The organism is Methylobacterium sp. WL6, assembly GCF_008040095.1.
In the GTDB taxonomy this organism is placed as follows: domain Bacteria; phylum Pseudomonadota; class Alphaproteobacteria; order Rhizobiales; family Beijerinckiaceae; genus Methylobacterium.
This window is the reverse complement of record NZ_VRVH01000036.1, coordinates 1-12,184: the sequence shown is the minus strand read 5'-3', so window position 1 is coordinate 12,184 and position 12,184 is coordinate 1. Positions and strand designations below refer to the sequence as shown.

General features: G+C 64.9%; 14 protein-coding genes, 1 tRNA gene and 1 pseudogene. 6 read left to right on the top strand and 10 right to left on the bottom strand.

From position 1 onward, the window contains the following. The first annotated feature begins 40 nt into the window (after positions 1-40). Together FV230_RS07905 and FV230_RS07900 are read left to right on the top strand one after the other, a co-directional pair. The gene (locus FV230_RS07905; protein ID WP_147841957.1) at positions 41-220 is read left to right on the top strand and encodes a hypothetical protein; all 180 of its coding nucleotides are present in this window, start codon (positions 41-43) and stop codon (positions 218-220) included. Between the two features lie 454 nt (positions 221-674). Continuing rightward, positions 675-899 (top strand): hypothetical protein, encoded by a 225-nt coding sequence (locus tag FV230_RS07900; protein WP_147841956.1) that lies wholly within the window; start codon positions 675-677, stop codon positions 897-899. A 1,270-nt stretch (positions 900-2,169) separates the two neighbouring features. Here the strand turns inward: FV230_RS07900 and FV230_RS07895 are convergent. The 7 genes from FV230_RS07895 to FV230_RS07865 all read right to left on the bottom strand — a co-directional run bounded on the left by FV230_RS07895 (position 2,170) and on the right by FV230_RS07865 (position 5,170). Next, positions 2,170-2,373 (bottom strand): hypothetical protein, encoded by a 204-nt coding sequence (locus FV230_RS07895; protein WP_246694789.1) that lies wholly within the window; start codon positions 2,371-2,373, stop codon positions 2,170-2,172. 542 nt (positions 2,374-2,915) lie between these two features. After that, the gene (locus FV230_RS07890; RefSeq protein WP_147841955.1) at positions 2,916-3,179 is read right to left on the bottom strand and encodes a hypothetical protein; all 264 of its coding nucleotides are present in this window, start codon (positions 3,177-3,179) and stop codon (positions 2,916-2,918) included. Then, entirely contained in the window at positions 3,176-3,406 is a 231-nt protein-coding gene (locus tag FV230_RS07885) for a hypothetical protein (protein WP_147841954.1), read from the bottom strand. The genes FV230_RS07890 and FV230_RS07885 overlap by 4 nt, the downstream gene beginning before the upstream one ends. A 318-nt stretch (positions 3,407-3,724) precedes the next feature. After that, positions 3,725-3,958, bottom strand: coding sequence for a hypothetical protein (locus tag FV230_RS07880; RefSeq protein ID WP_147841953.1), 234 nt, complete (start codon positions 3,956-3,958; stop codon positions 3,725-3,727). 79 nt (positions 3,959-4,037) lie between these two features. Beyond that, on the bottom strand, positions 4,038-4,274 hold the full coding sequence (locus FV230_RS07875) for a hypothetical protein (protein ID WP_246694788.1): 237 nt from the start codon (positions 4,272-4,274) through the stop codon (positions 4,038-4,040). Positions 4,275-4,620: 346 nt separating this feature from the next. After that, complete coding sequence (locus FV230_RS07870) at positions 4,621-4,821, bottom strand: hypothetical protein (RefSeq protein WP_147841951.1); 201 nt, start codon at positions 4,819-4,821, stop codon at positions 4,621-4,623. A gap of 127 nt (positions 4,822-4,948) precedes the next feature. Further along, positions 4,949-5,170, bottom strand: a complete 222-nt coding sequence (locus FV230_RS07865) for a hypothetical protein (RefSeq protein WP_147841950.1) — start codon at positions 5,168-5,170, stop codon at positions 4,949-4,951. Positions 5,171-6,541: 1,371 nt separating this feature from the next. Between FV230_RS07865 and FV230_RS07855 the strand changes: the two genes are divergently transcribed. Beyond that, positions 6,542-7,189 carry an SOS response-associated peptidase gene (locus FV230_RS07855; protein WP_147841948.1) on the top strand — a complete coding sequence of 216 codons (648 nt, stop codon included), beginning with the start codon at positions 6,542-6,544 and terminating at the stop codon, positions 7,187-7,189. A gap of 54 nt (positions 7,190-7,243) precedes the next feature. Continuing rightward, a pseudogene (locus FV230_RS07850) lies at positions 7,244-7,432 on the top strand (SOS response-associated peptidase); the annotation flags it as partial. Here the strand turns inward: FV230_RS07850 and FV230_RS07845 are convergent. Next, positions 7,429-7,704, bottom strand: coding sequence for a hypothetical protein (locus FV230_RS07845; protein ID WP_147841947.1), 276 nt, complete (start codon positions 7,702-7,704; stop codon positions 7,429-7,431). The pseudogene FV230_RS07850 and the gene FV230_RS07845 sit on opposite strands and share 4 nt — an antisense overlap. A 177-nt stretch (positions 7,705-7,881) precedes the next feature. Further along, positions 7,882-7,956, bottom strand: a tRNA-Glu gene (locus tag FV230_RS07840). Positions 7,957-8,192: 236 nt separating this feature from the next. Between FV230_RS07840 and rlmB the strand changes: the two genes are divergently transcribed. Then, entirely contained in the window at positions 8,193-9,137 is a 945-nt protein-coding gene (gene rlmB, locus FV230_RS07835; RefSeq protein WP_243946623.1) for a 23S rRNA (guanosine(2251)-2'-O)-methyltransferase RlmB, read from the top strand. A 50-nt stretch (positions 9,138-9,187) separates the two neighbouring features. On the opposite strand, the gene purD is transcribed toward rlmB, so the two are convergent. Continuing rightward, on the bottom strand, positions 9,188-10,468 hold the full coding sequence (purD, locus tag FV230_RS07830) for a phosphoribosylamine--glycine ligase (RefSeq protein WP_147841946.1): 1,281 nt from the start codon (positions 10,466-10,468) through the stop codon (positions 9,188-9,190). A 131-nt stretch (positions 10,469-10,599) separates the two neighbouring features. Here purD and xseA point away from each other — a divergent pair. After that, the coding region (gene xseA, locus FV230_RS07825) for an exodeoxyribonuclease VII large subunit (RefSeq protein WP_147841945.1) at positions 10,600-12,184 on the top strand (1,585 nt) is incomplete at its 3' end.

Sequence of the window (12,184 nt, the reverse complement as noted above, 5' to 3'; positions counted from 1 at the left end):
TTCAGCGCAGCGTTGCCCCCGGATCGTCAAGGAGACTGATATGGCACCCCGCATCTACCCAGGCAGTCCGGACAGGCCGGGCGAGGGCGCGAACAGCGTCGAGCACCGCATCGGGCATGACGTAGACAGCGTCGATCAGCTCAGCAGCATTACCCTCATGGGTCTCGGGATTGGTGGGGCGGCGGTGGCTCTGATCCTGGTGCACTTCCTGATTGGGTGACGCCTAATCCTGAGGCGTCTACGTCAAGGTTCCGAGGCAACCCTCGGCCTCGACGGCACCCGCCGGGCGGGGCTTTTTGGCCGCCTTATGGAGCGAATGCACCAAGAGCCTCAGCCATCGTTTCCGTATTGGCTAGGGTTCCGTTCCTCCACTAGCTGGCCTGCCACTTCGCTTCCCAACGCGTAGAGCAAGAGCCGAGTTAAGCTCTGCATCTCAGGGGTCCCAACACGTTGGGCGACGGTGTGCGCGGCGAGGAAAGCCTCGGCCAGCTTCTCAATCTCATCGCCATCAAGCACCCAACCCCTCCCCCTCACGATCGCGTGATCGTAGCCTCCTAAGTGAAGGCGAAACGGAAACTTTCTCTGCACCCTTTGGTTGCAAAGCATTGGATGTAATTTTCTGCATCTTGAATGCGATTCGCATAGGCTTCGCATCAGGTTCCGAGCGGCGGGCGATGGCTGATCATTCTGGATTTAATAGCGTTGCCTACGCGATGCTGGAAGATATCACTAAAGCCTTGGGCGCATCGGTCGAGTCGTTCTTTGGGGCCGATGCGCAAGCCTCTAAGCTAGCTATGACGAACGAGATGCTCAGCCTTTGGCTTTCACTTAAAAGCGATGAGAATCGAGCGGTGATCCTCAAGATGGTTCGCGCCGCCATCGCTGCTCAGGTCGACTAGATCCTCGTCACTCACTCTTTCGCCGTTCGCGTCGCGGACGACCACTTTCCAGCTTTGCCATATCAGTTGATCTCGTTGCTCCACAGCGATCCAAGCCGCCGAGCAGCGCACGACTTTTCTTTCCAGGTTCCGAGAATCAGGGACGTAGTAGGTGCGCTGCATGGCTGGCTCAGGCAACGAGCGCGTGAACGAAAAAGGCGCGCCGGGTTAGGGCACGAGGTGCTTTTGGGCATGCGAGTGGCATGCGGTTCACGTTCGCGTCATCGCGCAAGATTGCCACATGGACTCATTCAGAGAATATCCACAAAAACAGATTTTGCTGTTTGGTAGCAGTGGTTTATCCTGTTAACTTAATGTGCATAACATGGTGCCATAGCTTGTATGGGTATGGGGATATCCTTTCGGCGCTTCGTCGTTTAGAGTTTTTGAACACGAAGGGACGATCTTCGTACGGCCGAGTGCGTGACACGGTGATATTCTGCAGGCCGTAGCCTTGCTTCGTCGGCAAGAGCATTTTGTGGGGTTCCGGCAGGCCCCATCGCACAAAGCCACAACGGGCAGCTGCAATCGCAGCTGCCCGTCTGTGCTTCAATCGTGGGGCTTGATTATGCGTCCGCGTTTCAAGATTGCGCGCGTCTGACGCGGCCGAGTTCTGTGAAAGGTTTTTACCCACAATTCGGAGCCTTGCGCGCAGCACTTTACTGCAATCTTCCAGCGCAAATCGCTCTCCGGCAGTTTATATGAGACGATGACCTCATTCGTCTGTTTGCTATCAGTAACAATAAGCCCACGCATAAGGCCGTATGACATACTTATTATCTCAATGTCGCTTAGATCTTTATGCTCAGAGATTATGTGTTTAAATGCAATCAGATTTATACAAACAATTCCCGTAGTACTATTAAGATAATCGCACGCCTGATGCGCCATTGGCCCTATCGCCAATGCTTGAACTCTACCGGATTTTAGGTCGTATAGCTGGCTGAGTTCAATCGGCATCTGTTGGTGGGCTATTGCTTACTCTTCTGGTTTTTCCGCCATGAAGCCGCTGATGCCGATTAAAAAAAGGAGAAGGGCAGTCTAAGGTCGTGCAGCAGGTTTGCCTAGCCGAAAGGGGGGGCTGAGCACTTTCGAGCTTAATTTAGACACTGATCGTCGGAAGTTCTCAAACCTGCACGCCCTTCTCATGCCCCGGCGACGCGATCCGACCGCGCTTCCGCGCCATAGCGAGTGTGTGAAAGTGAGCCGGCCTATGAGGGCCCGCTGAAAGCTACCCCAGTGTCACGGAGCCGTTGGTTTGATTGACCGCTACGACGCGAGGACCGCGGACATCTGGATCACGCTGTTCCCAGGCCGATAGCGCTGCGTTGGCCGCTTCCACAATCGCACCTGTGGAGTCGATGCCGATTTGCGGGCGGATCGCCTCAACTAACCGCGTGACGATCGTCTGCTCCTCCAGCGGGATGGCCGGCATCGTCGCCTAGCGGCAGAACGCTGCGTAAACGTTCTCGGCGATCACCCGGGCGGCGCGGTCAGGATCCGGCGTGTCGCTCATTTCAGACGGCCTTTCGCCTTCGATTGCTCGGCATCTATAGCCAAACGTGCCGCCCTCTGCCGAGCCAAGTTGGTCTCGGCCTCGTTCGCAGGTGGCTCATCGGCAGGCATGGGGATAGGCTGGCCCTGCCGCTTAGCGAACAGTGCTTCAGCTTGCTTCCACTCTTTACTCTGATGTTCGGACACCTTGTATTCCTTGATAGGAAGGCTGCCTCGCCTTGAATGATAGAGGTCCGGGCATCCCGGCCCTTATAAGATCAGCGCTTGAGGTTAATCTTGATTTGAATAGCTACAAGCGCAGCAGACGCAACGAGCGCTGACACCAAGACCATTATGAGCGCATTGTCGAATCCGTTTGCTAGGAGCACTGAGATCGACCCAAAGGCTACAATGAAGCCGCCTACCCCCATCGCGAGCCGTTCAGCGTTCACTCTCGTGAGCCCTTCGCCTGCACGTGCTGGATCAATGCTCCACCGGCTGCTCGACGAACGAGCGGATGCCGTCCTCAGCTACTGCATGCTCAAAAGCCTCGAAGGCATCTTCATCCGTCGCAAAGGCGCCAGTCCAGGCCGTGTGACCGCCTTCGTGGTCGACGACCTCCAGGGTCCATTCGTCCGCGGTGCCGGCGAACCAGTAGATGTGAGCCTGCACCGTGATGCCATCTCGGGTGACGCTACCACCAAGCGGGGAGTCCTCGATCTCACGGTCAAGGATTTCGGCCATCAGTTTGCTCTCTCAGGGTCCTCACGATGCCGAACGTAGCCCTTGCTCGTGAGCCAGTCCGTGAGCGCGTGTCGGATCGCCTCCGGACGTGAAGGCTTCGGCTCAGGCTGGTCTGCGATCCAGGCGTCGAGGGCATCCGATACGGCCTCGGGAAGCTCGTGAGTGTCAGCGGCCACCTCGCGGATTGCGTCTCCAAGAACCTTCGCGATGCTCGCCGCAATCTTATCCATCGGTTCGCCCCCTTAGGACTCTCGCGGTGCCGCACGTAGCCCTGGTCGACTCGAGCCTAGCTTGATCCTCTACCACGCGTGAAGCAGGTACCCGCCGGCCAGCACGAGGACGATGAGGGTCACGGCCGATATGCCGAACTTCCGCGGCGACCCAGACGCAGAGGGGGTGCTACGCCGCTTGGTCGTTCGGGCTCTGAAGACAACGATCTTCGGATCTGAAAGGTGCTGGGTCAGGCTGTGGGGCAGCCTGCGCTTCGATCGTCGCCCGAGCATACTCACCTCACTACGACCGCTTCGCCTTGCCGAGCACGGGGTGTATCAGAGATCAGGTACGTCCGCGTCGAGCCAGTCCCCCGCTGCTTTCAGGTTCGGGAACTTGTGCGCCTCGCTCGTGAAAGGCGCCGGAAAGGGCGGGGTATCGGCGAGGGGTTCGGCTGTCCAATCGCCTTCGTACCCGTCCCGCGACACATCGCGGACCAAGCTGCCGACCACTTCGCCGTCGAGGATGAGATCGAAGCTACCAGGGGCGAGGCGTTTAAGGGTGTAGGGCATTGGCAAATCCTGGATCAAAGGCGCAGCATGAACTCTAGCTGCCTTGCCGGCCGCGGGTGTTGCCTGGAGTGGAAAGGCTTCAGCGCTGCACCGCCTCGATATCGTCCTCGTAGATCGAGTCCGGCTGGCAGGCGTGCCACTGCTTCTTCTCGTCGGTTTGGCCTTTGCGACCCCAGCAGTAGCCGGCTTGCGCCAGGCGGCCGCTCAGACGGTCGCGGAGACGGCATTGCTCTCGGGCGACGTCAGCATCTCCTGATCCCTCACACGCCTGTGAGGCCTTACTTTCAGCCGTCAGCAGCTCCGGGACGGTCGGCATCTGCTGCTGTGCGCTGGCACCTCCGGCCGTGGCGACGAGAGCGAGGGCGGTAAGGGCTATGCGCATCCCGGCAGGATAGCAGCCGCCGGGTACGTGTCGAGCTGAACGCCTTCATGAGCGGCCGCCTCTGGATGGAAGTCCTGAATGACGCGATCGCCATGATGGTGATGATTCTGGTGAACCACGGAGGGCTTCGAGATCTCCCATGTGGGGATGACGGATAGTTTCGAACAGCAGGTGATCGCCCCTCTACTCTAGAAGAAACCTCAGCCTGCCCGGCACCAGCTGCGGCGGGCTTTGTTGCGGCCTTGCGGAGCAAATGCACCAAGGGCAGCAGTTGTCTGAGTCATCGTCTCTCCCGGTGCAGCAATGCCAGTGATGCGACTAACAAGGCACGGGTGCGCAACTTCAAAGCGACTGCCTCACTAAGCTGATGATCGGCGTTAGCTACGAGAAGCTTGCACGATTGCACAACCGTCTGTGTGGCGAGCACGACGTTGTGCCCCTCCATGACGCTGGCAGCAATCATCTCGTCGGTATCGAGCATAGCGTGCCTCGGCGCCCATTGAGCATCAGTCTCGCGACTTTTGGCAATGCAGGCGCGGGCGCTTTGTATCCCCGCTTCATGGCGTCGAGCGCGCGGCCGCCTACGGAGGAGCTGTCGTCCCCGACACTCACTGGATCATCGCCGAGCCGGGCACGAGCCTCAACAGCACCGCGAGCTTCATCAGGCCCGCGTCGGTCATCCCCTCATCGTCGACGTGCCACAGGCTCAGTTCGCCGCAGGCTGGCTCTACCCGTAGGCCAATCGCGCGGAGGGCCTGAGCGACCTCGTGACAGGGGTCGTCGATGACGGTCTTCGCCTCAGACAGGTCGCTGGTGCTCGGGTTACTCATACGACTGGTCCCGACACACCATTTATCGATCCTACTCCACAGCTTCCGGATGCGGTGACGCCGTGCCGCAAAAGTGCCGCGGAATAAGCGGGCATCCCTCGTGAACCCGCCGATGCGTGAGCGTGCGCTTCACAAGTGCGGCGTACGATCCGGTAATGGCGACGCGGCCGTGGCAAGCCGGACAGCGCTTCTCAGCCATGGCATGTGTCCCGGCCGCCTCAGTGAGGCTAACCGCCATCCAGGCCCCGTCGACCTTCACTTCGCAGCGGTTTGGATCGGGCTTGGTCATGCCTAGATCTGACATGCCAACGGCGCCTCGGCCAGAGCGAGGCAGGCACCGGTAGAGCGGCTCATATTCCTGCGAACTCTCGCACAGGATCAGCAGATTACCGTGATGACGATGTCTGATTGCGGACGGGTTGTGATCCGTGTCGGGCACCAATCGCGGGCCTGCGTACTCTGCGCCGCAAGCGCAAAGCCACATGCCCTTGCGGTTGTTCCGATAAGTGCAATTCTATCACTGGTTGCAATTGGATCGGAAGAGGGGACGTCCCAATGTCCTACAATTCTGCGGCACTCGACGAAACAAAAATCGTAGACTCCACGATACCGCTGCTAATCATTGGGGTGGTACTTTACTACACCATATGCATTGTTTTTGTTGTGTGTGCGCTACCATTCCTATTGCTATCAGTTCCTATTGAGTACCTATTAAAAGATAGGCCAAGGGCACATGGTAATGCTGTTGTGTTTCTTATTGCAATGTCAATCACAAGCTCAATCGTATCTCCGACAATGATAGTATATTCTTATCTAACTTGAGATAGTCGCCGTATCTTTCATTAATAGCGGCCAGTGCCGCGGCGCTCGCGCGAAAACAGCCCTTTTTTGATCCGTTCGACAACGCCAGGGGCCGCAAGGAGCAGCAGAGACAGGCAGCCCTTCAATCCCGACGCGTCCGGTATCTCGCTCCGGTCGCGTCGGTGAGGATGATCGAGGCTGTGGTGGTGGGATCGGCCGCGGTAGCAAAGGCGGGGGTCTTTGCTTCCATGCCACCGACTTGTTGCGATTGCTCTAGCGCTACGGCAGTGAGCGCCGCCACGGTGATCGCGGACCACAGGCCGGCTACAGCGACAGTCGGGATCTTTGGCACGTACGCACCCTTGGGTTGATCGTAGAATGCCGGTGATCGGTTAATGAGGCCGATCCGCGGCGGGCGTTCAGTCCAAAAAGACGCGGACCCCATCGGCGTTGGATGCCAGCCCGCGCGCCCTGATCGGCTGGACGTGCCGCACCGAAAGCAGCGGTGGGGGGAAGCGGACCGAACGGAAAGGCTTGCCCTCGCGCACTTGACCGTCGCACGGTGCCGGCATGTGCAACCTCTACAGCCTCAACAAGGGTCAGGACGCGATCCGGAAGGCGTTCGGCGTCCAGCGCGACGAGGCCGGCAATTTGCCGCCGCTGCCTGGCATCTTCCCGAACACCATGGCGCCGGTCGTGCGCATGCGAGAAGGCGAACGCACCCTCGCGATGATGCGCTGGGGCATGCCGTCGCCGGAGTTCGCACTAAAGGGCAAGAAGGTCGATGCAGGCGTCACCAACGTCCGCAATACCCGGTCCCCGCACTGGCGCCGGTGGTTGAAGCCTCAGCACCGTTGTCTCGTTCCCCTGACGTCGTTCAGCGAGTTCAACGCGAAGGCTGGCGGCGATATCTGGTTTGCGCTCGGGGGAGACCGTCCGCTGGCGTGTTTCGCTGGCATTCTGCTCGACGGGTGGAAATCCGTTCGCAAGGTCAAGGACGGCGAAACCGTGGACGATCTTTATGCCTTCCTGACGACCGAGCCGAATGCCGAGGTCGGGGAGATCCATCCGAAGGCGATGCCGGCGATCCTCACCACTGCCGAAGAATACGAGACGTGGTTGTCAGCGGAATGGCCGGAAGCCGCCAAACTGCAACGGCCCTTGCGCGACGGCGCGCTTAAGATCGTTGCGCGTGGCGCGAAGCGGGACGGAGCTTGAAGCACACCTGTAATCACTCGCCTTTCCTGCAGTGCGCTCTGTGGTGCTTGATCCCTCGCAACTGAGGCGAACGGCGTGGTCGAGCTGGTCCACCCGAAGGCGATGTCGGTGCTGCTGAAGACGCCGGAGGCGTGGCGCACGTGGCTGGAGACGCCGGTCGAGGAGGCACTGCAGCTTCAGCGGCCGCTGCCGGACGAGGCCATGCGCGAGGTCGCCCGCGGCAAGCGGAGCGATGGTTCCTAAGCGGTCGGGTCACCTGGAAGGCGATCGAACGCCTGCTCGACGCTACGCTCGACGGTGCTGAAGTCACCCCAGCTTTTCCGCACGGCCTGCCACTCGTCGAGTTGCCAGAGCGGAACCCGAACCTCGACCACGAGGTCAACGTCGAGCAGGCCCGGGACGATCTCGGCCGTCGCGTCCGGGAACGCCGCGAGGATAACCGTGCGGATGCTTTCGATGCGATCAGCCCGATCGGCCGTGGGCTCGATGAGGATGTGCTTGATGACCCGGATCATGCCCGCTGATGGCACGAGGGGCGGCGGCCAGTCAGGGAGGCCAGATGTCTCGTCGCTGCGCCTGTCTGGGAAAGGGCGGACAAACTCCGCTCGCGGGACAAGGCGCTCCACAACGGCCGCTAAGTGAGCTGGCCGTGTGAGACGAGACCGGAAAATCAGCTAAGTGCTTGGTGACGTTGGCGCGCCCTGCGGGAGTCGAACCCGCCTCTTCAGCGTGAAAGGCTGACGTCCTAACCGATAGACGAAGGGCGCTGGCGCTAGGCCGAGGTTTCTATAGTCGGGCCACGGGCGGAGGGCAACGGGCGGATCGCGGCTTGTGCGGCGGCGGCGGGCGCGGGCCGGTTTGTCGCGGATGGGGCGGGATGGCGGCGCCGGGCGGGTGCGGCAACTTCGCCCCGGCCGTGCTAACGCTGCCGCTTCGCGCGCCTTGGCGGGGCGCTGTTTTCCTGCGCGGTCGCGCGCAGCACGGGTCTGGAATGGTTGGGCGGATGGCGAGCGAGAGCGACGACGGCGGCGACGGCGGGCGGCCGACCGGGTCCGAGGTGCGAAAGCCCGGCTTCGGCAAGGCCGATCATGGCAAGCCAGGGTATGGGAAGCCCGGCTTCGGCAAGCCGAGCCACGGCAAGCCGGGTTACGGCAAGCCCGGCTTCGGAAGACCCGCTTTCGGAAAACCCGGCTTCGGCAAGCCCGCCTACGGTCAGCGGCCGCGGCCGGCCGGGCCGCAGCCGGCGCACGAGGGCGCCGCGGTGATCTACGGCTTCCACCCGGTGGTGCAGGCGATGGGCAATGCCGAGCGGATCCTGCACCGGCTGCTCGCCACCGAGAACGGCGCCGCGCGTCTCGTGGAGGAGCTGGGCACCCTGCGGATCGAGCCCGAGCTGGTGCGGCCGTCCGACATCAACCGGCTGCTCGGGGCGGATGCGGTGCACCAGGGCCTCTACCTCGAGGCGGAGCCCCTCGCCTCGCCCGGCCTCGACGCGCTGCCGGCCGATGCGCTGCTGCTGGCGCTCGACCAGATCACCGATCCGCACAATGTCGGGGCGATCGTGCGCACCGCCGCGGCCTTCGGCGTCACCGGCATCGTCACGACCGCGCGCCATGCGCCGGGCGCCACCGGCGTGCTGGCGAAATCCGCCTCCGGCGGCCTGGAGCACGTGCCGTTCCTGGTGGTGCGCAACCTCGCCGAGGCGCTGATCGCCCTCGGCGCGCAGGGTTTCACCCGCATCGGCCTCGATTCCGACGCCGAGACCGGCCTCGACACGCTGACCCCGACGCGGCCGGCGGTGATCGTGCTCGGCGCCGAGGGCAAGGGGCTGCGCGAGCGCACCCGCGCCTGCTGCGACGTGCTCGCCAAGATCCCGTTCACCGGCGAGATCCGCAGCCTCAACGTCTCGAACGCCGCCGCGATCGCCCTCTACGCCCTCGGCCGTTAGTTTGCGATCTGGCGACGCGGGACACACCCGCCTCGCCCGGTCGCAAACGGTCAGATGCCGTGGCCGGCGACCTCGCGGGCGACGGCGCGCCGGCCGATGTCGCGGCGGCAGAACCCTTCCGGCCAGTCGATCCGGGCGACCGCCGCGTAGGCGCGGGCCTGCGCCTCCAGCACGCTGTCGCCGAGCGCGGTGACCGCCAGCACCCGGCCGCCGTCGGCGAGGATGGCCTCGCCCTCGGCCCGGGTTCCGGCCTGGAACACCAGGGCGCCGTCGCGCTCGGCATCGGCGATGCCGCGGATCGTCGAGCCGCGCACCACCGTGCCGGGATAGCCGGCCGCCGCCATCACCACGGTCAGCGCCGCGCGCGAGGCGTCGAATTCCAGGCAGACGCCGGTGAGGTCGCCGTCGCAGGCCGAGAGCAGCGCCGGCACCAGGTCGGAGGCGAGCCGCGGCATCAGCACCTGCGCCTCCGGGTCGCCGAAGCGGGTGTTGTACTCGATGAGCTTGGGGCCGTCCGCGGTCAGCATCAGGCCGGCATAGAGGATGCCGGTGAACGGCGTGCCGCGCGCGCGCATGCCGTCGAGCGTCGGCTGGATGATCGTCTCCATCACGGTCCGCTCGATCGCCGGCGTGACGATGCCCGCCGGCGAATACGCGCCCATGCCGCCGGTGTTGGGACCGCGGTCGCCGTCGAAGACCCGCTTGTGGTCCTGCGCCGTGCCCATCGGAATCGCCCGCGTGCCGTCGCACAGGGCGAAGAAGCTCGCCTCTTCGCCGAACAAGCATTCCTCGATCACGACTTCCGCGCCCGCCTCCGCGAACAGCGCCCGCAGCGCGCCCTCGGCCTGCTCCACCGTCTCGGCGACGGTGACGCCCTTGCCGGCGGCGAGCCCGTCGGCCTTCACCACGATCGGGGCGCCCGCGGCGCGCACGTGCGCGAGGGCGGGATCGAGCGCGGCGAAGCGGCCGTAGCCCGCCGTCGGGATGCCGCGCTCGGTGCACAGCTCCTTGGTGAAGCCCTTCGAGCCTTCGAGCTGCGCGGCGGCCTTCGTCGGGCCGAAGGCGCGGATGCCGGCCCGCGTCAGGTCGTCCACGAGGCCGGCGACCAGCGGCGCCTCGGGCCCGATCACGACGAGGCCGATGCGCTCGGCCTCGCAGAAGCTGCGGACCGCGCCATGGTCGGCGACGTTCAGCTCCGGCCGGTTCTCGCCGTGCTGCGCGGTGCCGGGATTGCCCGGCGCCGTAAGCAGCCGGGTGCAGAGCGGGCTTTTCGCGAGGGCATAGGCGAGGGCGTGCTCGCGGCCGCCGTTGCCGATGAGAAGGATGTTCATGCGATCAGGATGTTCCCGAAATCCGGGAGCGGGGAAAGGGCCGTTTCGCACGAAGGCGCGCGTCGTGCACCGGATCCACCGTCGCGCGGCGGCCTTTGACCTCGGCGCCGCGTCCGCATAGCACTCTCGCCATGGCCCTCGTCCCGCCCCCCGCCCCCCGCAGGTCGCCGCCGGCCGCGGACGTCCCGCCCGCGGCCGTGCTCGTCGCCAACCAGCCGGAATGGTCGGTGGGCGACCTCGCCTCGGCGCTCAAGCGTACCCTGGAGGACGCGTTCGGGCACGTGCGGCTGCGCGGCGAGATCTCGGGCTTCCGCGGGCAGCACGGCTCGGGGCACGCCTACTTCTCGCTCAAGGACGGCAACGCCCGCATCGACGCGGTGGTGTGGAAGGGCACCTTCAATCGCCTGCGGCAGAAGCCGCAGGAGGGGCTCGAGGTCGTCGCCACCGGCAAGATCACGACGTTTCCCGGCAAGTCCTCGTACCAGATCGTCATCGAGAGCCTCGAGCCGGCCGGCATCGGCGCCTGGATGGCGCTGCTGGAGGAGCGCAAGCGCGCGCTGGCGGCCGAGGGTCTGTTCGCGGCCGAGCACAAGCGGGCGATCCCGTTCCTGCCGCAGGTCGTCGGCGTGGTGACCTCGCCGACCGGCGCGGTGATCCGCGACATCCTGCACCGGCTGGAAGACCGGTTCCCGCGCCCCGTGCTGGTCTGGCCGGTGCGCGTGCAGGGCGACGGCGCGGCCGAGGAGATCGCCGCCGCCATCCGCGGCTTCAACGCGCTGCCGGCCGGCGGCGCGATCCCGCGGCCGGACGTGCTGATCGTCGCCCGCGGCGGCGGCTCGATCGAGGACCTGTGGGCGTTCAACGAGGAGGCGGTGGTGCGCGCCGCCTTCGAGAGCCGGATCCCGCTGATCTCGGCGGTCGGGCACGAGACCGACACCACGCTGATCGACTTCGTCTCCGACCGGCGCGCGCCGACGCCGACCGGCGCCGCCGAGATGGCGGTGCCGGTGCGGGGCGATCTGCTGGTCACCCTCGACGACCTGACCCGCCGCCGCCGCGGCGCGGTGGAGCGCAAGCTCGACCGACTCGGCGCGGATTTCCGCTCGGCGCTGCGGGCGATGCCCGGTGCCGACGCGTTCCTGGCGGCCAAGCGCCAGCAGCTCGACCTCGCCGAGGCCCGGCTCGCGCCGGCGCTCGCGGGCAACGCCCGCGCCTTCCGCGAGCGGTTCTCGCGCCTGCTCGACCGGCTCGTGCGGCATCCGCCGGAACTGGTTCTGGCCCGGGCGCGGGCGCGGCTCGCGGCGATCGACCATCGGCCGCGCCAGGCGCTCGCCAACCACGCGACCCGCAAGGGCGACGCGCTCGCCGCGCTGAGCCACCGGCTGGTTGTCGCGCGGACGACGACGCTGCGCCGGGCCGAGACCGAGACCGCCCGGTCGCGCGAGCGGCTGGCCGCGTCGCACGCGCGGATGGTGCAGGCCGGGGCCGGGCTGATCGAGCGCCGCAGCGCCCGACTCGAACGGGCCGGCGGCCTCCTCGGCAGCCTCGGCTACCGCGCCGTGCTCGCCCGCGGCTACGTGCTGGTCCGCGACGGCGCGGGCGCTGCGCTGCGCTCCGGCCTCGGATTGCCGGCGGGCACGCCCGTGACGCTGCAGTTCGCCGACGGGCTCGTGGCGGCCAGGACCGAGGGGGAAGCGGCCGCACCCGCGCCGGAGG

Bases quoted from the DNA above. Each gene is read 5' to 3' on its own strand.
- FV230_RS07885 (WP_147841954.1), bottom strand. From the start codon at position 3,406: ATGGATAAGATTGCGGCGAGCATCGCGAAGGTTCTTGGAGACGCAATC.
- FV230_RS07845 (WP_147841947.1), bottom strand. From the start codon at position 7,704: ATGATCCGGGTCATCAAGCACATCCTCATCGAGCCCACGGCCGATCGG.
- FV230_RS07870 (WP_147841951.1), bottom strand. From the start codon at position 4,821: ATGCTCGATACCGACGAGATGATTGCTGCCAGCGTCATGGAGGGGCAC.
- FV230_RS07895 (WP_246694789.1), bottom strand. From the start codon at position 2,373: ATGCCGGCCATCCCGCTGGAGGAGCAGACGATCGTCACGCGGTTAGTT.
- purD (WP_147841946.1), bottom strand. From the start codon at position 10,468: ATGAACATCCTTCTCATCGGCAACGGCGGCCGCGAGCACGCCCTCGCC.
- FV230_RS07875 (WP_246694788.1), bottom strand. From the start codon at position 4,274: ATGCCGACCGTCCCGGAGCTGCTGACGGCTGAAAGTAAGGCCTCACAG.
- FV230_RS07905 (WP_147841957.1), top strand. From the start codon at position 41: ATGGCACCCCGCATCTACCCAGGCAGTCCGGACAGGCCGGGCGAGGGC.
- FV230_RS07900 (WP_147841956.1), top strand. From the start codon at position 675: ATGGCTGATCATTCTGGATTTAATAGCGTTGCCTACGCGATGCTGGAA.
- rlmB (WP_243946623.1), top strand. From the start codon at position 8,193: ATGGCGAGCGAGAGCGACGACGGCGGCGACGGCGGGCGGCCGACCGGG.
- FV230_RS07880 (WP_147841953.1), bottom strand. From the start codon at position 3,958: ATGCCCTACACCCTTAAACGCCTCGCCCCTGGTAGCTTCGATCTCATC.
- FV230_RS07865 (WP_147841950.1), bottom strand. From the start codon at position 5,170: ATGAGTAACCCGAGCACCAGCGACCTGTCTGAGGCGAAGACCGTCATC.
- FV230_RS07855 (WP_147841948.1), top strand. From the start codon at position 6,542: ATGTGCAACCTCTACAGCCTCAACAAGGGTCAGGACGCGATCCGGAAG.